Origin of the sequence: Streptomyces naganishii JCM 4654, assembly GCF_014650575.1 — a bacterium.
Lineage (GTDB): Bacteria > Actinomycetota > Actinomycetes > Streptomycetales > Streptomycetaceae > Streptomyces > Streptomyces naganishii.
On sequence record NZ_BMVF01000012.1, the window covers coordinates 18,348 to 41,223 of the forward strand.

Genomic DNA, 22,876 nt, shown 5'->3' on the forward strand with positions numbered 1-22,876 from the left:
AGCTTTGAGGATCATGAGCGAGACGAACCCCGCTGCCGCCGCCACGCAGGCGGAGGCAGCGCCGCACCGCTACACGGCCGCGACGGCGGCCGGTATCGAGGCACGCTGGCAGGACTTCTGGGACGCCGAGGGCACCTACGCGGCGCCGAACCCCACCGGTGACCTGGCCGGCGACCCCGAGCTGGCCGCCCGGCCCAAGAAGTTCATCATGGACATGTTCCCGTACCCCTCCGGTGCGGGCCTGCACGTCGGTCACCCCCTGGGCTACATCGCCACCGACGTCTACGCCCGCTTCCAGCGGATGACCGGCCACAACGTCCTGCACACCCTGGGCTTCGACGCCTTCGGCCTGCCCGCCGAGCAGTACGCCGTGCAGACCGGCACGCACCCGCGCGTGTCCACCGAGGCCAACATCGAGAACATGAAGGCCCAGCTGCGCCGCCTGGGCCTGGGCCACGACAAGCGCCGGTCCTTCGCCACGATCGACCCGGACTACTACAAGTGGACCCAGTGGATCTTCCTGCAGATCTTCAACTCCTGGTACGACGAGGAGGCCGGCAAGGCCCGGCCCATCTCCGAGCTGGTCGCACAGTTCGAGTCCGGTGAGCGTCCCGTACCGGGGCACACGCGCGCGTGGGGCGAGCTGAGCGCCGCCGAGCGCGCCGACGTCCTGGGCGGCTTCCGCCTGGCCTACGCCTCCGACGCGCCCGTCAACTGGTGCCCCGGCCTGGGCACGGTCCTGGCCAACGAGGAGGTCACCTCCGAGGGCCGCTCCGAGCGCGGCAACTTCCCCGTCTTCAAGGCCAAGCTGCGCCAGTGGAACATGCGCATCACGGCCTATGCCGACCGGCTGCTGGAGGACCTGGAGGAGCTGGACTGGCCCGAGGCCATCAAGCTGCAGCAGCGCAACTGGATCGGCCGCAGCGAGGGCGCCCGCGTCGACTTCCCGATCGACGGCGAGCGCATCACCGTGTTCACCACCCGTCCGGACACCCTGTTCGGCGCGACCTACATGGTGCTGGCGCCCGAGCACCCCCTGGTGGAGAAGTTCACCCCGGACGCCTGGCCCGAGGGCACCCACCAGGTGTGGACCGGCGGTCACGCCACCCCGGCCGAGGCCGTCGCCGCCTACCGCGCGCAGGCCGCCTCGAAGTCCGACGTCGAGCGCCAGGCCGAGGCCAAGGACAAGACCGGCGTCTTCATCGGCGCGTACGCCACCAACCCGGTCAACGGCGAGCGCGTCCCCGTCTTCATCGCCGACTACGTCCTGATGGGCTACGGCACCGGCGCGATCATGGCCGTACCGGCGCACGACTCGCGCGACTTCGACTTCGCCCGCGCCTTCGAACTGCCCGTCCACTGCGTGGTCGAGCCGACCGACGGCCGCGGCACCGACACCTCGCAGTGGGACGACGCCTTCGACTCCTACGACGCGAGGATCGTCAACTCCACCGGTGACGGCGTGTCCCTGGACGGCCTGGGTGTCGTGGAGGCCAAGGCGCGCATCACCGAGTGGCTGGAGCGCCGGGGCATCGGCGAGGGCACCGTCAACTTCCGCCTGCGCGACTGGCTGTTCAGCCGCCAGCGCTACTGGGGCGAGCCCTTCCCGATCGTCTACGACGAGGACGGCGTCGCCCACGCGCTGCCCGAGTCGATGCTGCCCCTGGAGCTGCCCGAGGTCGAGGACTACTCGCCGCGCACCTTCGACCCCGACGACGCGGACACCCAGCCCGAGACCCCGCTGTCGCGCAACGAGGAGTGGGTCCACGTCACCCTGGACCTGGGCGACGGGCCGAAGAAGTACCGCCGCGAGACCAACACCATGCCCAACTGGGCGGGCTCCTGCTGGTACGAGTTCCGCTACCTGGACCCGCACAACTCCGAGCGGCTGGTCGACCCGGAGATCGAGCGCTACTGGATGGGCCCGCGCGAGGGCATGCCGCACGGCGGCGTCGACCTGTACGTCGGCGGCGCCGAGCACGCCGTGCTGCACCTGCTGTACGCGCGCTTCTGGTCCAAGGTCCTGTACGACCTGGGGTACGTCTCCTCCGCCGAGCCGTTCCACAAGCTGTTCAACCAGGGCATGATCCAGGCCTACGTCTACCGGGACGCCCGCGGCATCGCGGTGCCCGCCGCCGAGGTCGAGGAGCGCGACGGCGCGTACTACTACCAGGGCGAGCAGGTCTCCCGCCTGCTGGGCAAGATGGGCAAGTCCCTGAAGAACGCCGTCACTCCGGACGAGATCTGCGCCGAGTACGGCGCCGACACCCTGCGCCTGTACGAGATGGCGATGGGCCCCCTGGACGTCTCCCGGCCGTGGGACACGCGCGCGGTGGTGGGCCAGTTCCGGCTGCTGCAGCGGCTGTGGCGCAACATCGTCGACGAGACCACCGGCGAGGTCACCGTCTCCGGCGCCGAGCCCGGCGAGGACACGCTGCGCGCCCTGCACAAGGCGATCGACGGGGTCCGCCAGGACCTGGAGGGCCTGCGGTTCAACACGGCGATCGCCAAGATCACCGAGCTGAACAACCACCTGACCAAGGCGGGCGGGGCGGTGCCGCGCTCGGTCGCCGAGCCGCTGGTGCTGATGGTCGCCCCGCTGGCCCCGCACATCGCCGAGGAGCTGTGGCACAAGCTGGGCCACACCGGCTCGGTCGTCCACCAGGACTTCCCGGTCGCCGACCCGGCGTACGTCGTGGACGAGAGCGTGACCTGCGTCGTGCAGATCAAGGGCAAGGTCAGGGCACGTCTGGAGGTCTCGCCGTCCATCTCCGGGGAGGAGCTGGAGAAGGCCGCGCTGGCCGACGAGAAGGTCGTCGCGGCGCTGGACGGCGCGGGCATCCGCAAGGTGATCGTGCGGGCGCCGAAGCTGGTGAACATCGTCACGGCGTGAGGGCGCGGCACCGGGCGGCACGTGGTCGCGCCCGGTGTCGGGGTAGTCCCCTACGGGCAGGTTCGGGGTTCTTCCGGAACTCCGCACCTGCCCGTTGCGTTTACCGTTGAGGAGCGGCGCGTTCTGTGCCGCTGAGCCGGAGGAGGAGCGCCGTGGAAGCAGTTCTCACCGTTGTCGCCCTGCTCTTCGTGCTCTGCCTGGTCCTCGGGGCGTACGCGACCGTGAAGGTCGTCGGCGCCGCCAAGCGCGGCGTGGACCGCACCATCGACCAGGCCCGCCGCACCGTCGAGGACCACACCCTGCGCGCCAAGTCCTTCGGCCGGCCCGGCCCCGCCGGCGAGCTGGCCCAGCTGCGGCTCACGCTGCGCACCTCGATGCGGGCCACCCAGGACGCCCTGCACGCGGGCGCGCGCGAGGACGAGTCCCTCAAGGAGTCCCTCGCCCTGTTCGAGCGCCTCAGCGCGCACGGACGGGAACTGGACGGCGAGCTCAGGCGCCTGGAGGCCGAGCCCGACCGGGCCACGCTCGCCGAACGGCTGCCCGGCCTGCGCGAGCGCACCCGGCGCATCACGCACTCGGCCGACTCGCTGCGCTGGGCGGCCCGCGACCGGGCCCACCGCTTCGCCGACGACGACCTGGACGCGCTGAGCGCCCAGATCGACGTGGAGGCGGGCGCCCTGCGCCACTGGGCCAGTGCGGAGGACTCCCAGGCCGCCTCCGGCACCGGGCCCGCTGCCGCACCGCCGCCGTGGCCCGAGGCGCCGGCCGGTGAGGCGGAGGGACAGACCTGGCCGGGTGCTCAGGGGGAGGCCCCGGAGGGTGCTCGACGGAAGGGCCCGCGAGAGGAGCCCGTCCGGCCCGCCATCACACCGCCGGCGAGCCGTCCCGTGTATCCCTGGCAGAAGAAGCCCCGCCCGGAGAGCACGACTTGATCCGGCCACCCGGCCGCCCGGTGGGAGGGGCTGGGCTGCCACCCGGGCACTACGGCAGGTAACCTCCAGCTCATGTCCCGCCATGTCGCTATCGTCACCGATTCAACGGCCTACCTGCCGCCGCGGACGATGGCGCGTCACGGCATCACCGCGGTGCCCCTGACCGTCGTCCTCGGCGACCAGGCGCTCGAAGAGGGCACCGAGATCTCGACCCGCTCCCTGGCGCAGGCACTGCAGAAGCGACGGCCCGTCACCACCTCACGCCCCAGCCCCGAGCGGTTCGCCGAGACCTACCGCGAGGTCGCCGAGTCCGGCGCGAGCGGCATCGTCTCCCTGCACCTTTCCGCGGAGCTGTCGGGCACCTACGACGCCGCGGTCCTCGCCGCACGCGAGGCTCCGGTGCCGGTGCGGGTGGTGGACACCGGGATGATCGCGATGGCCCTCGGCTTCTGCGCGCTGTCCGCGGCCGCGGTCGCCGAGGCCGGCGGCACGGTGGACGAGGCCGTCACCGCCGCCGAGAAGCGCGCGGGCGGCACCTCCGCCTACTTCTACGTCGACACGCTCGACTATCTGCGCCGCGGCGGCCGCATCGGCGCCGCGCAGGCCCTGCTCGGCAGCGCGCTCGCCGTCAAGCCGCTGCTCCAGCTGCAGGGCGGCCGCATCGAACCGCTGGAGAAGGTCCGCACGGCCTCCAAGGCCATCGCCCGCCTCGAGGAGATCGCGGCCGAGCGGGCGTCCGGCGCCGACGTCGACATCGCCGTCCACCATCTGTCCGCCCCGGACCGGGCGTCGGCCCTCGCGGACCGGCTCCGTGCGAGGGTGTCCGGCCTCGCCGACCTGCACGTCAGCGAGGTCGGCGCGGTGATCGGGGCGCACACCGGGCCGGGGCTGCTGGGGGTCGTGGTCTCGCCGCGGTGAACTGACCGGCGAGTCGCGCGGCAGCACCGCCCAATCACTCGTGTGGGTGGCGGAGTTATCCACAACGGGGCCGTGATCCACGGAAATCGGCCAAGATCATCCTGATGTGGCGGATTGCCGGATGCTCGGCACATGGCACTTCGATCACGCACACGCAGTACGACGGCGACCAGCGGGCCGGGCCGCGGCCCCGCGTCGGACAGCCGCGTCCGCCACCGGCGTCCGCCCGTCCGGCGGGGACAGCGGCACCGGCATGTGCCGGCGGAGGAGTTGCGCCGGCGAGCGGAGGCGTTGTTCGCCGAACAGCCCGGCGGGGCACGGGAGTCGGGCAGCGGGCCGCCCACGGCCGCGGCCGTGCCGGGGCGGGTGGGACGGCGGTCGCCTTCGTGGGCGCGGGAGGAGGGGGAACGGGAACGAGGGCCGGTGCCGGTGCGTTCCGCGCGGGGTGCGGATCCGGGACCGGACGCCGGTGCCGGACGACCGGCGGAGGCGGTGCGTGCCGGGGTGGCGGGCGTCGCCGGTGCGGCGGGTGTCGCCGGGGCGCGGGCGGCCTGGCGGGAGCGGGCCGGGCTCGTGCTGCGGGAGCGGCTGCCGGTGTGGATGCAGACGCGGTGCGGTCTGGAGCGCCGCAACGTACTCGCCCTGTCGGTGGTGCTGGCCGTCGCCGCGGCCTTCGCCCTCCAGCACTTCTGGTCCGCGCGCAGCCGGCCGGTGCGGGCGCCGGAGGCGGTGCGCGCGGTCGCCCCGTACGACGAGAGCCGGGACAAGGGAGAGGGCGAGCGCGGGGGCAGAGGCGCCGGACCCGTCGGTCCCGCGGCCCCGGTCGCCGGGCCGGGTGCCACCGCCTCGCCCGGCGCGCAGATCGTCGTGGACGTCAGCGGCAAGGTCCGCGATCCCGGGATCCACCGTCTCGCGTCGGGCTCTCGGGTCGCCGACGCCCTGCTGGCGGCGGGCGGGGTCAAACCCGGCACCGACACCGGCGGCCTCAACCAGGCCCGCTTCCTCGTCGACGGCGAGCAGATCGTGGTCGGCGGCCCGGCGACCGCGACGGGCACCGGCCCGGGCGGCGACGGCGCGGCCGGTCCGGGCGGCCCCACCACACCGGTCTCCCTCAACACCGCGACAGCCGAGCAGCTGGAGGCCCTCCCCGGCGTGGGCCCGGTGCTGGCCCGGCACATCGTCGACTACCGCACCCAGCACGGCGGTTTCCGCTCGGTGGACGAACTCCGCCAGGTCAACGGCATCGGCGACCGCCGCTTCGCCGATCTGCGAAGCCTGGTGAGGACATGAACGCCAGTCCCCGCCCGGCGATCCACGCCGCCTCCGCCCATCCCCTCGGCGCCGCGCATCCCCGGCAGGAAGGACCCGCCGATCTACGTCTCGTCCCGCCCGCGCTGGCCGCCTGGGCGACGGCGGCCCTGGCGCTGGACGCCCCGCCGGGGTGGGTGACCGGCTCCTCGCTGGTCTGCCTTGCCGCGGCGGTCGTACTGCTGCTCTCCCGCGGGCGCCGAAGGCACGGACGGGCGGCCGCGCGGGTCGGGCCGGTCACCGCGACCTGGTGTGTCTCCGCCGCCGCGGTGCTGCTCGCCGCCGCCGCGGCGGCGATCTCCGCCGGCCTGCACGGGGCGGACGTGCGACGGGGCCCGGTGCCGGAGTTCGCGCGGCGGTTCGCCACGGTGACCGCCGAGGTGGAGCTGACCTCGGACCCACGGCTCACCCGCCCCCGCGTCAGCGGCGACCACATGGCACCGGCCTCGGTGCTGATCGAGGCCGAGGTCCGGCGCGTCGAGCGAGTGGGTGACTCCGTGGGCGCGCTCACCAGGACTCCGGTGCTGATGCTCGTCAACACCGGTGGCGGCGACGGCAGAAGGAGCGGCGGGTCGCCAACCGGCTCCGGTCCCTCACCCTGGCTCTCCCTGCTGCCCTCGACACGGCTGAGAGTGACCGCGCGGCTGGCGCCCCCGGTGCGCGGTGGCGACCGGGTCGCGGCGGTGCTGCGGGTCAGGGGCAGGGCCGCGCCCGAGGTGGTCGCGGGGCCGTCCGGTCCGCAGCGGCTGGCGGGCCGGCTGCGCGCCGGTCTGCGCGCGGCGACCGACGGCCTGCCGGCGGACGCGCGGGCGCTGCTGCCAGGACTGGTCGTGGGGGACACCTCGCGCATCACGCCCGAGCTGGACGAGGCGTTCAAGGAGACGGACCTCGCGCACGTCCTGGCCGTCTCCGGGAGCAACCTCACCATCCTGCTCGCACTGCTGCTGGGCCCGCCGGGCCTCGCCCAGCGGGCCGAGCGCCGCGGGCCGGCACCCGTACTCGGCCTGAGTCTGCGGGCGACGGCGGTGCTCGCGGGAGTGCTCACCGTGGGGTTCGTCGTCGTGTGCCGCCCGGACCCGAGCGTGCTGCGGGCGGCCGCCTGCGGAGCGGTGGCGCTGCTGGCCCTGGCCACCGGCCGCCGCAGATCCCTGCTCCCGGCCCTGGCCGCGACCGTCCTGCTCCTGGTCCTCTACGACCCCTGGCTGGCCCGCAGTTACGGCTTCCTGCTGTCGGTGCTGGCCACCGGCGCCCTGCTCACCCTCGCGCCCCGCTGGACCGAGTCCCTGCGCCGGCGCCGGGTGCCCGCCCGCCTCGCCGAGGCGCTCGGCGCGGCGGCCGCGGCGCAGGTGCTGTGCGCGCCGGTCGTCGCGGTGCTGTCGGCACGGGTGAGCCTGGTGGCGGTGCCGTGCAACCTGCTCGCGGAGGCGGCGGTGGCGCCCGCCACGGTGCTGGGCTTCGCCGCGCTCGCCGCGGCCCCGGTCGCCATGCCGGTGGCCAAGGCGCTGGCGTGGTGCGCGCGCTGGCCCGCCGGGTGGATCGCGGACGTGGCGCGGACCGGGGCCTCGCTGCCCGGCGGGGGAGTGGACTGGCCGGGCAGCTGGTTCGGGGCGCTGCTGCTGGCCCTGGTCACGCTGGCGGTCCTGACGGCGGGCCGGCTGTTGCTGCGCCGCCCCTGGCTGTGCGGGGTCTGCGGGGGGCTGCTCCTGCTGGCGGTGGTGCGGCCCCCGCCGCTGACCCGGGTGATCACGGGCTGGCCGCCGCCCGGCTGGCGGTACGCGATGTGCGACGTGGGACAGGGCGACGCGACGGTGCTCGCGGCCGGGCCGGGGGCCGGGGTCGTCGTGGACGCCGGGCCGGACCCGAGACGGGTGGACCAGTGCCTGCGCGCACTGGGCGTCACGAGGATCCCGCTGCTCGTGCTGACCCACTTCCACGCCGACCACGTGGCCGGCCTGACGGGCGTACTGCGGGGCCGCTCGGTGGGCGGAATCGAGACGACGGGGTACGAGGAGCCCGCGGACCAGGCGGAGTTCGTGCGCAGGGAGGCGGCGGCACACGGCATCCCGCTCACCCACGCGGTCGCCGGGGAGGAACGGCGCACCGGCGGACTGGCCTGGCAGGTGCTGTGGCCGCCGCCGCGCCCCTTCCCTGACCCGGACGGCCCCAACGACGCCAGCGTGACGCTGTACGTCCGCTCCGGCGGCCTGCGGCTGTTGCTGCTGGGAGACCTCGAACCCCCGGCGCAGGAGGCGCTGTCGCGCTCGCCCGCGGTCGCGCGCCTGGCCCGCGTGGACGTACTGAAGGTCGCCCACCACGGCTCGGCGTACCAGGACCCGGACCTGATACGCGTGGTGGCCCCGAGGCTGGCGCTGATCAGCTGCGGTGCCGGCAACCCCTACGGCCACCCGGCCCCGCACACCCTCGCGGCGCTGCGGGCCGAGGGTGCGATGGTGCTGCGTACCGACCGGGACGGGGCGCTCGCGGTGACCGGGGAGGGCACGAGCCTGGGGGTGGCGCTCGAGTGAGGGCGAGACTGGGGGCATGAACGCCGCACAGGCAGACGCCTACCTCAGCCGCCTCGGCGCCGGGCACCCGGCCGCGCCCACCTCCGGCGCCCTGCGGGAGCTGCAACTGCGGCACCTGGAGCACGTGCCCTTCGAGAACCTGTCGGTCCATCTCGGCGAGAAGATCGCGCTGGAGGAGGAGCGGCTGGTGGAGAAGGTGGTGGGCGCGCGCCGGGGCGGCTTCTGCTACGAGCTCAACGGGGCGTTCGGGGCGCTGCTCACCGCCCTGGGGTTCGACGTGACGCTGCTCGCGGCGCGCGTGTACGGGGAGGGGGGAAAGCTGGGCGTCCCCTACGACCATCTCGCGCTCAGGGTGCGGACGGTGGACGGCGGCGACTGGCTGACCGACGTGGGCTTCGGTGCACTGAGCCACCTCCCGCTGGCTTTCCGGGAGAGGGGGGAACAGGCGGACCCGGGCGGCACCTTGCGGATCACGGAGGCGTCCGCCCCCGCCCCGGAGCCGTACGCCGATCTCGACGTCGTCCGGGATGGGAAGCCGCAGTACCGGCTGGAGCTGAGGCCGCGCGTCCTCGGGGACTTCGCGGCCGGGGCCTGGTGGCACAGCACCTCGCCCGCCTCGCACTTCACACGGTCACTGGTGTGCTCCCGCCTCACCGGGGACGGCGGGCGGATCACCCTCAGCGGCCGCACGCTGACCACCACGGCCCTGGACGGCGCCCGCGAGGTGCGGGAGCTGGACTCGGACGAGGAGGTGCTCGCGGTCTACCGGGACCGGTTCGGCATCGAGCTGGGCTCCGTACCGGCCGTACGGGAACCCGTCGGCGGGGCTGCCGGAGAATGAGCGCGTGAGTGATGTGAGACATGTGCTGGTGCTGCCCGACCGCGAGGCGGCGGAGGAGGCCGCCGAGGCCCTGCCGGAGCGGTTCGCCCTCCAGGAGGAGCCGAGGATCCTCCGCGACGCCCTGGCCGGGGAGGACGACGCGGAAGACGCCCAGTGGCTCGTCCTCCTGCACGACGAGCAGGGCCGCCTGGACCCCGGTCGCCTGAACGACTTCGCCGCCGAATGGGAGGGCTGGCGCGAGGAGCCGTAGCGCCTGGGCGCCCGTGCGGACCCGGCCGGGTTGTCAGTGGGGCGTGGGATGCTTGTCGCGATGGCCAGGAAGAGTGTGAACGATGATCTCCTCGCCCCGGTGACGCTCGCCGTGGGGCAGGAGGAGCTGTTGCTCGACCGCGCCGTGCGGGACGTGGTGGCCGCCGCGCGGGCCGCCGACGCCGACACGGACGTGCGGGATCTGACCCCGGACCAGTTGGGGCCGGGCACGCTCGCCGAGCTGACCAGCCCGTCGCTGTTCGCCGAGCGCAAGGTCGTCGTCGTGCGCAACGCGCAGGACCTGTCGGCGGACACCGTCAAGGACGTGAAGGCGTATCTCGGGGCGCCCGCCGAGGAGATCACGCTCGTGCTGCTGCACGCGGGCGGCGCCAAGGGCAAGGGGCTGCTGGACGCCGCGCGCAAGGCGGGTGCCCGGGAGGTGGCCTGCCCGAAGATGACCAAGCCGGCGGACCGGCTGGCCTTCGTGCGGGGCGAGTTCCGGGGCCTGGGCCGGTCGGCCACGCCCGAGGCGTGCCAGGCGCTGGTCGACGCGATCGGCAGCGACCTGCGGGAGCTGGCGTCGGCGGTGTCGCAACTGGTCGCCGACGTCGAGGGCACGATCGACGAGGCCGTCGTCGGGCGCTACTACACCGGGCGTGCCGAGGCCTCCAGCTTCACCGTCGCCGACCGTGCCGTGGAGGGCAGGGCCGCGGAGGCGCTGGAGGCGCTGCGCTGGTCGCTGGCGACGGGCGTGGCACCGGTGATGATCACCAGCGCGCTGGCGCAGGGCGTGCGGGGCATCGGCAAGCTGATGTCCGCGCGCGGGGGGCGCCCGGCCGACCTGGCGCGGGAGCTGGGCATGCCGCCGTGGAAGATCGACCGGGTCCGGCAGCAGATGCGGGGCTGGACGCCGGACGCGGTGTCCGTGGCGATGCGCGCGGTGGCCGAGGCCGACGCGGGCGTCAAGGGCGGCGGCGACGACCCGGAGTACGCCCTGGAGCGGGCCGTCGTGACGATCGCCCGCGCGGCGCGCTCACGGGGACGGTCCTGAAAGAGCCCACGGGCCCTCGGGCAAGGCGAAGGCCCCGCCCGCGTCCCTGGGGAAGGGAGACGGCCGGGGCCTTCGATCACGCTCGTGGATCCATGCCCGCGTGGCGAACGCAGGCCGCGCATGGATCCGGGGTGCCGGTCGGGAGCGGATGAGAGAGGGCCCGCTCTGGTCCTCCCGGCGTCAAGTCGGGAAACTCAGCCCTTGAGCGACGCGACCTTGGAAGCAAGCGCCGACTTCTTGTTGGCGGCCTGGTTCTTGTGGATGACGCCCTTGGAGACGGCCTTGTCGAGCTGACGCGCGGCGGCGCGCTGGTACTCGGTGGCCTTCTCGGCGTCACCCGCGGCAGCGGCCTCGCGGGCCTTGCGGATCGCGGTCTTGAGGGAGGACTTGACGGCCTTGTTGCGCAGCCGCGCCTTCTCGTTGGTCTTGATCCGCTTGATCTGGGACTTGATGTTCGCCACGAATGAGCCTTCTCTTTCGAAATATTCCGATGTGCCTCGCGCTGAGAGGGCATGAGACACAGCCCCCCACACTACCAGCGGCCCATCCGGTGGCCCAAACCCGTCCCGGGTCCCCGTCCGTGGGACCATGGAAGCTACGTATCGATCCGACCCGAGACCGCAGACGCACAAGCACACGTATGCGGACGCCTCAAGAATCAGGACCCTGCGTGCCCGCGACCCCTCCCCATGTGCCCGAGCCGAGCCGTACCGACCCGGCTCTGATCCGCAATTTCTGCATCATCGCGCACATCGACCACGGCAAGTCCACGCTCGCCGACCGGATGCTCCAGCTGACCGGCGTGGTCGAGCAGCGGCAGATGCGCGCTCAGTACCTCGACCGCATGGACATCGAGCGCGAGCGCGGCATCACGATCAAGTCCCAGGCGGTGCGCCTGCCGTGGGCCCCCACCCACGACCCCGGCAACACGCACATCCTGAACATGATCGACACCCCGGGGCACGTCGACTTCACCTACGAGGTGTCGCGGTCGCTGGCCGCCTGCGAGGGGACCATCCTCCTCGTCGACGCCGCCCAGGGCATCGAGGCGCAGACCCTCGCCAACCTCTACCTGGCGATGGAGAACGACCTCACGATCATCCCGGTCCTCAACAAGATCGACCTGCCGGCCGCGCAGCCGGAGAAGTTCGCCGAGGAGCTCGCCAACCTCATCGGCTGCGACCCCGACGAGGTGCTCAAGGTCTCCGCCAAGACCGGGCTCGGGGTGGAGGCGCTGCTGGACCGGGCGGTCGAGAAGATCCCGGCCCCGGTCGGCGTCGCGGACGCCCCCGCCCGCGCGATGATCTTCGACTCGGTCTACGACTCCTACCGGGGCGTCGTGACGTACGTCCGTGTGATCGACGGCCAGCTCAACAAGCGCGAGCGGATCCGGATGATGTCCACCGGCGCCACCCACGAGCTGCTGGAGATCGGCACCAACTCCCCGGAGATGCTCCCGGCCGACGGCCTCGGCGTCGGCGAGGTGGGCTATCTGATCACCGGTGTGAAGGACGTGCGCCAGTCCAAGGTCGGTGACACCGTCACCAGCCAGGCCAAGGGCGCCCAGGAGGCGCTCGGCGGCTACAAGGACCCCAAGCCCATGGTGTTCTCGGGCCTGTACCCGCTGGACGGCTCGGACTACCCCGAGCTGCGCGAGGCCCTGGACAAGCTCCAGCTCAACGACGCGGCCCTCGTCTACGAGCCGGAGACCTCCGCCGCCCTCGGCTTCGGCTTCCGCGTCGGCTTCCTCGGCCTGCTGCACCTGGACGTGATCCGCGAGCGCCTGGAGCGGGAGTTCGGGCTCGACCTGATCGCCACCGCCCCCAACGTGGTCTACCGCGTGATCATGGAGGACGGCACCGAGTACACGGTCACCAACCCGAGCGAGTTCCCCGAGGGCAAGATCGACGAGGTGTACGAGCCGGTCGTGCGGGCCACGATCCTCGCGCCCACCGAGTTCATCGGCGCGATCATGGAGCTGTGCCAGACCCGCCGCGGCACGCTCCTCGGCATGGACTACCTCTCCGAGGACCGCGTCGAGATCCGCTACACCCTGCCGCTCGCGGAGATCGTCTTCGACTTCTTCGACCAGCTGAAGTCCAAGACCCGCGGCTACGCCTCCCTCGACTACGAGCCCACCGGCGAGCAGTCCTCCAGCCTGGTCAAGGTCGACATCCTGCTGCACGGCGACAAGGTGGACGCCTTCTCCGCGATCACCCACAAGGACCAGGCGTACGCGTACGGCGTCCGGCTCGTCGCCAAGCTCAAGGAGCTGATCCCGCGGCAGAACTTCGAGGTGCCCGTCCAGGCCGCCATCGGCTCCCGCGTGATCGCCCGCGAGACCATCCGCGCCATCCGCAAGGACGTCCTCGCCAAGTGCTACGGCGGTGACATCTCCCGCAAGCGGAAGCTGCTGGAGAAGCAGAAGGAGGGCAAGAAGCGGATGAAGATGGTGGGTTCCGTGGAAGTTCCGCAGGAGGCCTTCATCGCGGTGCTCTCCAGCGATGACAGTGCGGGGTCGGCCAAGGGCAAGAAGTAACGGGCGGTTACCCGCGGTCGCCCCGGCAAACCGGGTGGAAAAGGGGCCCGTCGTGCGAAAGCGCGGCGGGCCCCTGCGCGCGCGGCCCGTCGCTCTCTGTAGGAAGTGACAGGCCACAGCCCCTTACGCGGTGGCCGGTCGCGCTTTACTCTGATCCCCTGCTCGATAGTTACTCGCGAGTTAAACAAGCCCTGATCACCACCGTGAGTCAAACCAGCCGTACCTGAGCCAGCCGCCGCACTGTCGCGGGCCCCGGAGGATGTCGTGAGCGACGCACAGACCCTGATCGAGAACCGTCCGCCGTCCGTGGCGGCCCTCTTCCTGGAGCGCGTGGCGGCCACACCGGACGCCGAGGCCTACCGCTACCCGGTGCCCCCCGCCTCCGGCGAGGGCCCCGACGACTGGAAGTCGCTGAGCTGGGCGCAGGCGGCCCAGCGGGTCTACGCCATCGCCGCCGGGCTGATCGAACTGGGCGTACGTCCCGAGGAGCGCGTCGCGCTCGCCTCCTCCACCCGCGTGGAGTGGCTGCTGGCCGACCTCGGCATCATGTGCGCGGGCGCCGCCACCACCACCGTCTACCCGCAGACCAACGCCGACGAGTCCGCCTTCATCCTCTCCGACTCCGAGAGCAAGGTACTGATCGCGGAGAACGCCGAGCAGCTGGCCAAGGCCGTCGCCAAGCGCTCCGAGCTGCCCGACCTGCACCACGTCGTCGTCATCGACCCGGCCGGCGTCGAGACCGGCGACTGGGTCCTCACCCTGGCCGAGCTGGAGAGCCGCGGCGCCGCCTACCTGGAGAAGCACCCCGAGCTGATCAAGGAGCGGGTCGGCGCGATCACCAGGGAGCAGCTCGCCACCCTCATCTACACCTCCGGCACCACCGGCCGCCCCAAGGGCGTCCGCCTCCCGCACGACAACTGGTCGTACATGGCGAAGGCGATCGCCTCCACCGGCCTGATCGGCGCCGACGACGTGCAGTACCTGTGGCTGCCGCTCGCCCACGTCTTCGGCAAGGTCCTCACCTCCGGCCAGATCGAGGTCGGCCACGTCACCGCCGTCGACGGCCGCGTCGACAAGATCATCGAGAATCTGCCGGTCGTCCGGCCCACCTACATGGCCGCCGTGCCGCGCATCTTCGAGAAGGTCTACAACGGCGTCGCCGCCAAGGCCCGCGCCGGCGGCGGGGCCAAGTACAAGATCTTCCAGTGGGCCGCCGAGGTCGCCCGCGAGTACGCCAAGGTCACCCAGGACAACTTCAAGCGCACCGGCACCCACGCCGCGCCCTTCGCCCTGGCCGCCCGGCACAAGGTCGCCGACACCCTCGTCTACGCCAAGATCCGTGACGCCTTCGGCGGCCGGCTGCGCGCCTGCGTCTCGGGCAGCGCCGCCCTCGCCCCCGAGATCGGCTACTTCTTCGCCGGCGCCGGCATCCACATCCTCGAGGGCTACGGCCTCACCGAGTCCTCCGCGGCCTCCTTCGTCAACCCCGGCGAGGCCTACCGCACCGGCACGGTCGGCAAGCCCCTGCCCGGCACCGAGGTCCGTATCGCCGCGGACGGCGAGATCCTGCTGCGCGGCCCCGGCATCATGCAGGGCTACCACAGGCTGCCCGACAAGACCGCCGAGGTGCTGGAGTCCGACGGCTGGTTCCACACCGGCGACATCGGCGAACTCTCCCCCGACGGCTACCTGCGCATCACCGACCGCAAGAAGGACCTCATCAAGACCTCCGGCGGCAAGTACATCGCGCCCGCCGAGGTCGAGGGCCAGTTCAAGGCCGTGTGCCCCTACGTCTCCAACATCCTGGTCCACGGCGCCGACCGGAACTACTGCACCGCCCTCATCGCCCTCGACGAGCCGGCGATCCTCGACTGGGCCAAGGAGAACGGCCTGGACGGCAGGTCCTACGCCGACGTCGTCGCCGCGCCGCAGACCGTGGAGATGGTCGACGGCTACGTCAAGCAGCTCAACGAGGGCCTTCAGCGCTGGCAGACCATCAAGAAGTTCCGGCTGCTGCCGCGCGACCTCGACGTCGAGCACGGCGAGATCACCCCGAGCCTGAAGCTGAAGCGGCCGGTGGTCGAGCGCGAGTACAAGCACCTGATCGACGAGATGTACGCGGGCACCCGCGAGGCCTGACCACGCGCCTGGCCCGCGATCGGCACCCCCCGCCCGCGAGAGCCCCGCTCCTGACCCGCGCCCCGCGCCGCCTTCCGGCGCGGGGCGCGGGTCATGGTCCTTCGAACACTCCCGTAGCACAGATTTCCCGAACGGCTGCCCACTTCGGTAACTCGGTGCGTCCGCGCACTGCCGGTCTGTCACCCTGTCGGCATCGACCGATCCGATTCGCGCGCACGCCCGGGAGCAGCAGATGGGGGCCATTCCGACGCAGCGGGAGACCGTCTCCCGCGCGGGTGACGGGCCTGCGCGGCAGCAGCAGCCGCGCGCCGGGGCGCGAACCGACGCGCGCACAGAGGCGTGGACCACCCTGCCCGGGAGCCCCCTCGCGCCGGGCTCCGCCCGCGCACTGGTCCGCTCGGCCGTCGCCGAGTGGCGCGGCCTCGGCGCGGCGGTCGAGGACCGGCTGGCCGACGAGGTCCTGGTCGTCGTCAGCGAACTGGTCACCAACGCCGTGGTGCACGCGGGCACCGACGTCGAACTCGTCTGCCGGCTGGAGCCGGAGACCGGCGCGTGCGTCGTGGAGGTGTCCGACCACCACCCCTCACGCGCCCCGCGCGAGGGCGGCGCCGAGCCGCGGCACGAGCCCCCGGAGTACGGCCGCGGACTGCACCTGGTCGCCGCGCTGGCCGAGGCCTGGGGCGTCACCTACCGCACGGGCGTGAAGACCGTATGGGCGCGGCTGCCCGCCGAGCGGGAACGGGACGCCGAGGCGCACGGCACCGAGGAGCAGGGACCGGGCACGAGCGGCCTCGACGTCGCGGGAGTCCTCGCCCCCGAGCCGCTGCGCGCCGAACGCGACCGCGAGTGGCTCGGCCGCGGCGCGCTGTCCTTCCTCGCCGAGGCCTCCGACCTGCTCGCCGGGCAGCTCGACGAGGACCTGGTCGTCGCGCTCACCGGACAGCTCCTCGTGCCGAGGCTCGCCGACTGGTGCGCGGTGTGGCTGGAGGACGAGTCCACCGCCCGCTGGGGCGCCTCCCGCTGGGGGTCCGCCGCCGAGGGCAGAGGAGAGGCCGGTGCGGCCGGGCCGCGGCTCGCCCGGGTCTGGCACGCCAGCGAGAACCGCGCCGAGGAGCTGCGCCGCGCCCTGGAGAAGGACCCGCCCCGCCCGCCGGGGGAGGGCTGGGGGACCGGACCGGTTCCCTTCCCCTGGCCGGGCGAGGCGCTCGGCCCGCGCGGGGCGCACGGCTCGGCGTTCGCCCACCGCCTTCTCGCCGGCGGCCGCCCGCTCGGCACGCTCGTCGTCGGGCGGTGCGGACTGCTCCGCTTCCCCGACGAGATCACCGGGCTGGTGGAGGACCTAGGCCGCCGTGTCGCGCTCGCCATCGGCGCGGCCCGGCAGTACGCGCGCCAGGCCAACATCAGCGCCGTGCTCCAGCGCGGGCTGCTGCCCGGCGCGGTCGCCGAGATCCCGGGCATGCGCAGCGCCCTCGTCTACGAGCCCTGCGACCAGGGCGGCCCGAGCGGCGACTTCTACGACCTCTTCCCGGCCGGCGACGGCCGCTGGTGCTTCGCCGTGGGCGACGTGCAGGGCAAGGGCCCCGAGGCCGCCGTCGTCATCGGGCTGGCCCGGCCCTGGCTGCGGCTGCTGGCCCGCGAGGGCTACGGCGTCGCCGACGTCCTGGACCGCCTCAACCAGCTCCTCCTGGACGACGCCACCGAGGCCGCCGACGCCGCCGCCCGTGTCCTGGTCGCCGCGGGCGGCCGCACCCCGGCCCCCGGCGACGGCCCGCAGACCCGCTTCCTCTCGCTGCTGTACGGGGAGCTCGCCCCCTTCGACGGCGGCGTCCGCTGCACCCTCGCCTGCGCCGGGCACCCGCTGCCGCTGGTCCTCACCCGCGACGGCGACGTCCACACGGTCGCCCGCCCGCAGACCCTGCTCGGCGTGATCGAGGACGAGACGTACACCTGCGACACCTTCGAGCTCAGGTCCGGCGACACCCTGCTGTGCGTCACGGACGGGGTGACCGAGCGGCGCTCCGGCTCCCGCCAGTTCGACGACGGCGACGGCCTCGCCACCGCCCTGGCCGGCTGCGCGGGCCTGCACGCCGAACCGATCGCCGAGCGCATCCAGCGCCTCGTCCACGGCTTCGCCGACCACCCTCCCGAGGACGACCTGGCCCTGCTGGTGCTCCAGACCGAGTGACGGCGGCGGGGCGACCGCGCCGGTGCTGGACAATGGGACACATGCCTTCCGCACTCCCCGACGGCGAGCCCGTCCCCGCCGACGGCGCGCTGCCCGCGCGGGCGCTCGCCGGGGCCGCCGGCCGGCCCCTCGGGTTCTACCTGCACGTGCCCTACTGCGCGACCCGCTGCGGCTACTGCGACTTCAACACCTACACCGCCACCGAGCTGCGCGGCACCGGCGGCGTGCTCGCCTCCCGCGACAACTACGCGGCCACCCTCGCCGACGAGGTGCGCCTCGCCCGCAAGGTCCTCGGCGACGACCCGCGCGAGGTCCGCACCGTCTTCGTCGGCGGTGGCACGCCCACCCTGCTCGCCGCCGGCGACCTGGTGCGGATGCTGGCCGCGATCCGCGAGGAGTTCGGGCTCGCCGCCGACGCGGAGATCACCACCGAGGCCAACCCCGAGTCCGTCGACCCCGCGTACCTGGCGGCCCTCAGGGAGGGCGGCTTCAACCGGGTCTCCTTCGGCATGCAGAGCGCCCGGCAGCACGTCCTGGACGTCCTCGACCGCACCCACACCCCCGGCCGCCCCGAGGCCTGCGTGGCCGAGGCGCGCGCGGCCGGCTTCGAGCACGTCAACCTCGACCTGATCTACGGCACCCCCGGCGAGTCCGACGACGACTGGCGCGCCTCCCTGGACGCCGCCCTCGCCGCCGGACCCGACCACATCAGCGCCTACGCCCTCATCGTCGAGGAGGGCACCGGGCTCGCCCGCCGCATCCGCCGCGGCGAGGTCCCCATGACCGACGACGACGTCCACGCCGACCGCTACCTCATCGCCGAACAGACCCTGTCCGCGGCGGGCTTCGAGTGGTACGAGGTCTCCAACTGGGCCACCTCCGAGCCCGCCCGCTGCCTGCACAACGAGCTGTACTGGCGCGGCGCCGACTGGTGGGGCGCGGGGCCCGGCGCGCACAGCCACGTGGGGGGCGTGCGCTGGTGGAACGTCAAGCACCCGGGCGCGTACGCGGCGGCGCTCGCCCAGGGCCGCTCCCCGGGCGCCGGGCGCGAGATCCTCACGGACGAGGACCGCCGGGTGGAGCGGATCCTGCTGGAGCTGCGGCTGCGCGAGGGCGTACCGCTGGACCTGCTGCGCCCCGACGGCCTGGCGGCCGCCCGGCGCGCGCTGACCGACGGCCTGCTCCAGCCGGAGCCGTACCAGGCGGGCCGCGCGGTGCTCACCCTGCGCGGGCGGCTCCTGGCGGACGCGGTGGTACGGGACCTGGTGGACTGAGCGGACAGGGCGCGGGCCGGCGGACGCCCGGCCCCGCCCCGCGCCCCCCGCCCTACGCCGGTGCCGTCACGAAGTCGATCAGCTCCTCCACACACCTCAGCAGCTCCGGCTCCAGGTCCTTGTACGACCGCACGCGGGAGAGGATCCGCTGCCAGGCCGCGCCCGTGTTGTCCGGCCAGCCCAGGGCACGGCAGACGCCCTTCTTCCAGTCCTGGCCGTGCGGCACCCGGGGCCAGGAGGCGATGCCGAGCGAGGCGGGCTTCACGGCCTCCCACACGTCGACGTACGGGTGGCCCACCACCAGGGCGTGCTCACTGGTGACCGACTGGGCGATGCGCCATTCCTTGGTGCCCGGCACCAGGTGGTCCACCAGGACGCCGAGGCGCGCGTCCGGGCCGGGCGCGAACTCGGCCACGATGGACGGCAGGTCGTCCACTCCCTCCAGGTACTCCACGACCACGCCCTCGACGCGCAGGTCGTCGCCCCAGACCTTCTCCACCAGCTCGGCGTCGTGCCGGCCCTCCACGTAGATGCGCCCGGCGCGGGCCACGCGCGCGCGTGCGCCGGGGACGGCGACCGACCCGGACGCGGTACGGGTGGGGCGGGCCGGGCCCGAGGCGGGCCGCACCAGCGTGACCGTCCTGCCCTCCAGCAGGAAGCCGCCGGCCTGGAGCGGGAACACCCGGTGCTTGCCGAAGCGGTCCTCCAGGGTCACCGTGCCCGCCTCGCAGCGGATCACCGCTCCGCAGAACCCGGTGCCGGGCTCCTCGACGACCAGGCCCGGCTCCGCCGCGACCTCGGGCACGGCTTTCGGCTTCTTCCACGGAGGGGTCAGGTCGGGTGAGTACTGCCGCATTCGAGTGACGATATGGAGAAGGCCGTACGCGATCAGCGCGACACGCCGAAGCGGTCGGCCAGGGCATCGCGCTGGGCGCGCACGAACCCCGCGTCCACCACCGCTCCGTGACCGGGCACGTACAGCGCGTCCTCGCCGCCCAGCTCCAGCAGCCGGTCCAGCGCGGCGGGCCACGCCCCCGGCACGGCGTCGGGGCCGGCCTGGGGCTCGCCGGACTCCTCGACCAGGTCGCCGCAGAAGACCACGGCCGGCCCGCCCGCGAGCCCCGGCACCGCCACGGCCAGGTCGTGCGCGGTGTGGCCGGGCCCCACGTCCGCGAGGAGCGCCTCGCGGCCGCCACCGAGATCCAGGGTGAGCCGGTCGCGTACCTCGTGGCCGGGCCGCACCAGCGCGCGTGCGGCCTCGCCGGCCGCCTCCGCGTCCAGCCCGTTGCGCACGGCATCCGCGCGCAGCTCCTCCCGCGCGTGGGCGTCGCCGAACGCGGCACGCGCTCCCTCGGCGGCGAACACCTCGGCGTCCGGGAACCCGACCGCCCCGAAGACGTGGTCGAAGTGCGGGTGGGTCAGCGCGAGAAGCGTCACACGGTCACCGGCGAGCGCCCGCACCCCAGCGCGCAACCGCGCGCCCTCCGCGAGGCTCGAGCCGGCGTCCACGAGCAGCGCGCGGTCCGCCCCGAGGACCAGCCCCGCGGTGCAGTCCCACACCGGGAGCCGGACCCGGCCCACCCCGTCCGCCAGCGGCTCCCAGCCCAGCTCTTCCCAAGTCACCGTCATGCGAAGACGCTAACGGTGACCGGACCGTGGCGTGACCGGCCTTGCCCGGGGTGTACCCGACGGCCGTACACTGGGCCGGGGAAAGCTGGCACTCGAATGCGCCGAGTGCCAGGCGGAGACCGAGGACGACTCTGGAGGTGCGCGCGATGCTCAGCGAGCGACGGCTTCAGGTGCTGCGCGCCATCGTCCAGGACTACGTCGGCACCGAGGAGCCGGTGGGCTCCAAGGCCCTCACCGAGCGGCACAGCCTCGGCGTCTCACCGGCCACCGTGCGCAACGACATGGCGGCCCTGGAGGACGAGGGCTACATCGCCCAGCCGCACACCAGCGCCGGCCGCATCCCCACCGACAAGGGGTACCGCCTCTTCGTCGACAAGCTGGCCGGGGTCAAGCCGATGACCGCGCCCGAGCGGCGAGCCATCCAGAACTTCCTCGACGGCGCCGTCGACCTCGACGACGTGGTGGCCCGCACGGTGCGGCTGCTGGCGCAGCTGACCCGGCAGGTCGCCGTGGTGCAGTACCCCTCGCTGACCCGTTCCACCGTGCGGCACGTGGAGCTGCTGTCGCTCGCGCCCGCGCGCGTGATGCTGGTGCTGATCACGGACACCGGCCGGGTCGAGCAGCGGATGGTCGACTGTCCGGCGCCCTTCGGGGAGACGTCGCTGGCGGACCTGCGCGCGCGGCTGAACAGCCGGGTCGCCGGCCGCCGCTTCGCGGACGTGCCGCAACTGGTGGAGGACCTGCCCGACGGCTTCGACCCCGAGGACCGCGGTACGGTCGCCACGGTGCTGTCCACGCTCCTGGAGACCCTCGTCGAGGAGAACGAGGAGCGGCTGATGATCGGCGGCACCGCCAACCTCACCCGCTTCGGCCACGACTTCCCCCTCACCATCCGCCCCGTCCTCGAGGCGCTGGAGGAGCAGGTCGTGCTGCTGAAGCTGCTCGGTGAGACGCAGGATCCGGGCATGACCGTGCGTATCGGTCACGAGAACGCCCACGAAGGACTCAACTCCACGTCCATCGTGTCGGTGGGCTACGGTTCGGGCGGCGAGGCAGTCGCCAAGCTCGGCGTGGTCGGACCGACCCGCATGGACTACCCGGGAACGATGGGAGCGGTACGCGCAGTGGCACGGTACGTCGGACAGATCCTGGCGGAGTCGTAAGTGGCCACGGACTACTACGCCGTTCTCGGCGTGCGCCGCGACGCGTCGCAGGATGAGATCAAGAAGGCGTTCCGCCGGCTCGCGCGCGAGCTGCACCCGGACGTCAACCCCGATCCGAAGACCCAGGAGCGGTTCAAGGAGATCAACGCCGCCTACGAGGTGCTGTCGGACCCGCAGAAGAAGCAGGTCTACGACCTCGGCGGCGACCCGCTCTCGCAGTCCGGCGGCGCCGGAGCGGGCGGGTTCGGGGCGGGGTCCTTCGGCAACTTCTCCGACATCATGGACGCGTTCTTCGGCACGGCGTCGCAGCGCGGGCCGCGCTCGCGCACCCGCCGCGGCCAGGACGCGATGATCCGGCTCGAGGTCGAGCTGGACGAGGCGGCCTTCGGCACGACCAAGGACATCCAGGTCGACACGGCCGTCGTCTGCAACACCTGCAACGGCGAGGGCGCCGCGCCCGGCACCAGCGCGCAGACCTGCGACATGTGCCGCGGCCGCGGTGAGGTCTCGCAGGTCACCCGGTCCTTCCTGGGCCAGGTCATGACCTCGCGCCCGTGCCCGCAGTGCCAGGGCTTCGGCACCGTGGTGCCCACCCCGTGCCCGGAGTGCGCGGGCGACGGCCGCATCCGCGCCCGCCGCACCCTGACGGTGAAGATCCCGGCCGGCGTCGACAACGGCACGCGCATCCAGCTCGCCGGCGAGGGCGAGGTCGGACCCGGCGGCGGCCCGGCCGGCGATCTGTACGTGGAGATCCACGAGCTGCCGCACTCGACGTTCCAGCGGCGCGGGGACGACCTGCACTGCACGGTCACGCTCCCGATGACCGCGGCGGCCCTCGGCACCAAGGTGCCGCTGGAGACCCTGGACGGCATGGAGGAGGTCGACATCCGCCCGGGCACGCAGTCCGGCCAGTCGATCCCGCTGCACGGCCGGGGCGTCACCCACCTGCGCGGCGGCGGGCGCGGCGACCTCGTCGTCCACGTCGAGGTGCAGACCCCGACCAAGCTCGACCCCGAGCAGGAGCGGCTGCTGCGCGAGCTGTCCAAGCTGCGCGGCGAGGAGCGGCCGCAGGGCCAGTTCCAGCCGGGCCAGCAGGGTCTGTTCTCGCGGCTCAAGGACGCGTTCAACGGCCGCTGAGGCGGGGCGCCGGTGAGGCGCCCGGGCGCGCGGACCGGTCCGCGGAGGCGGCCGCGGGTTCCGTGGCCGCCTCCGGCGCGCGCCGGAGGCCGG

17 protein-coding genes are annotated in these 22,876 nt (G+C 73.4%); 14 read left to right on the forward strand and 3 right to left on the reverse strand.

Translation table 11 applies throughout. The features are described from left to right. Positions 1-13: 13 nt before the first annotated feature. From leuS to holA, 8 genes are all read left to right on the forward strand, one after another. Positions 14-2,893, forward strand: a complete 2,880-nt coding sequence (gene leuS / locus IE217_RS21825; protein ID WP_190179605.1) for a leucine--tRNA ligase — start codon at positions 14-16, stop codon at positions 2,891-2,893. Between the two features lie 152 nt (positions 2,894-3,045). Beyond that, complete coding sequence (locus IE217_RS21830) at positions 3,046-3,825, forward strand: hypothetical protein (RefSeq protein ID WP_190179606.1); 780 nt, start codon at positions 3,046-3,048, stop codon at positions 3,823-3,825. Positions 3,826-3,897: 72 nt separating this feature from the next. Further along, positions 3,898-4,743, forward strand: coding sequence for a DegV family protein (locus tag IE217_RS21835; RefSeq protein WP_190179607.1), 846 nt, complete (start codon positions 3,898-3,900; stop codon positions 4,741-4,743). Positions 4,744-5,235: 492 nt separating this feature from the next. Beyond that, a complete protein-coding gene (locus tag IE217_RS21840; RefSeq protein WP_308432756.1) occupies positions 5,236-6,033 on the forward strand; it encodes a ComEA family DNA-binding protein in 798 nt (265 codons plus the stop codon). Continuing rightward, positions 6,030-8,576, forward strand: coding sequence for a ComEC/Rec2 family competence protein (locus IE217_RS21845; protein ID WP_190179609.1), 2,547 nt, complete (start codon positions 6,030-6,032; stop codon positions 8,574-8,576). The genes IE217_RS21840 and IE217_RS21845 overlap by 4 nt, the downstream gene beginning before the upstream one ends. Before the next feature lie 16 nt (positions 8,577-8,592). Next, a complete protein-coding gene (locus tag IE217_RS21850) occupies positions 8,593-9,417 on the forward strand; it encodes an arylamine N-acetyltransferase family protein (RefSeq protein ID WP_190179610.1) in 825 nt (274 codons plus the stop codon). A 4-nt stretch (positions 9,418-9,421) separates the two neighbouring features. After that, entirely contained in the window at positions 9,422-9,667 is a 246-nt protein-coding gene (locus IE217_RS21855; protein WP_190179611.1) for a hypothetical protein, read from the forward strand. A 60-nt stretch (positions 9,668-9,727) separates the two neighbouring features. After that, positions 9,728-10,717, forward strand: a complete 990-nt coding sequence (gene holA / locus IE217_RS21860) for a DNA polymerase III subunit delta (protein WP_190179612.1) — start codon at positions 9,728-9,730, stop codon at positions 10,715-10,717. A gap of 194 nt (positions 10,718-10,911) precedes the next feature. On the opposite strand, the gene rpsT is transcribed toward holA, so the two are convergent. Beyond that, positions 10,912-11,178, reverse strand: a complete 267-nt coding sequence (gene rpsT, locus IE217_RS21865) for a 30S ribosomal protein S20 (RefSeq protein WP_030042978.1) — start codon at positions 11,176-11,178, stop codon at positions 10,912-10,914. A 209-nt stretch (positions 11,179-11,387) separates the two neighbouring features. Between rpsT and lepA the strand changes: the two genes are divergently transcribed. The 4 genes from lepA (at position 11,388) to hemW (ending at position 18,854) form a co-directional block, all read left to right on the forward strand. After that, positions 11,388-13,256 carry a translation elongation factor 4 gene (gene lepA, locus IE217_RS21870; protein ID WP_190179613.1) on the forward strand — a complete coding sequence of 623 codons (1,869 nt, stop codon included), beginning with the start codon at positions 11,388-11,390 and terminating at the stop codon, positions 13,254-13,256. Between the two features lie 264 nt (positions 13,257-13,520). Continuing rightward, a complete protein-coding gene (locus IE217_RS21875; protein ID WP_190179614.1) occupies positions 13,521-15,395 on the forward strand; it encodes an AMP-dependent synthetase/ligase in 1,875 nt (624 codons plus the stop codon). Positions 15,396-15,627: 232 nt separating this feature from the next. Next, positions 15,628-17,580 (forward strand): ATP-binding SpoIIE family protein phosphatase, encoded by a 1,953-nt coding sequence (locus tag IE217_RS21880; RefSeq protein ID WP_190179615.1) that lies wholly within the window; start codon positions 15,628-15,630, stop codon positions 17,578-17,580. A 41-nt stretch (positions 17,581-17,621) separates the two neighbouring features. Then, positions 17,622-18,854: a radical SAM family heme chaperone HemW gene (hemW, locus tag IE217_RS21885; RefSeq protein WP_190179616.1), complete on the forward strand. Its 1,233-nt coding sequence runs from the start codon at positions 17,622-17,624 to the stop codon at positions 18,852-18,854. A gap of 52 nt (positions 18,855-18,906) precedes the next feature. Here hemW and IE217_RS21890 read toward each other — a convergent pair whose 3' ends face one another. Further along, positions 18,907-19,710 carry a DUF3097 domain-containing protein gene (locus IE217_RS21890; protein WP_190179617.1) on the reverse strand — a complete coding sequence of 268 codons (804 nt, stop codon included), beginning with the start codon at positions 19,708-19,710 and terminating at the stop codon, positions 18,907-18,909. A 32-nt stretch (positions 19,711-19,742) separates the two neighbouring features. Beyond that, positions 19,743-20,483, reverse strand: a complete 741-nt coding sequence (locus tag IE217_RS21895) for an MBL fold metallo-hydrolase (protein ID WP_190179618.1) — start codon at positions 20,481-20,483, stop codon at positions 19,743-19,745. 146 nt (positions 20,484-20,629) lie between these two features. Between IE217_RS21895 and hrcA the strand changes: the two genes are divergently transcribed. After that, positions 20,630-21,646, forward strand: a complete 1,017-nt coding sequence (gene hrcA / locus IE217_RS21900; RefSeq protein ID WP_190179619.1) for a heat-inducible transcriptional repressor HrcA — start codon at positions 20,630-20,632, stop codon at positions 21,644-21,646. Beyond that, positions 21,647-22,783: a molecular chaperone DnaJ gene (gene dnaJ, locus IE217_RS21905; protein WP_190179620.1), complete on the forward strand. Its 1,137-nt coding sequence runs from the start codon at positions 21,647-21,649 to the stop codon at positions 22,781-22,783. Positions 22,784-22,876 lie beyond the last annotated feature (93 nt).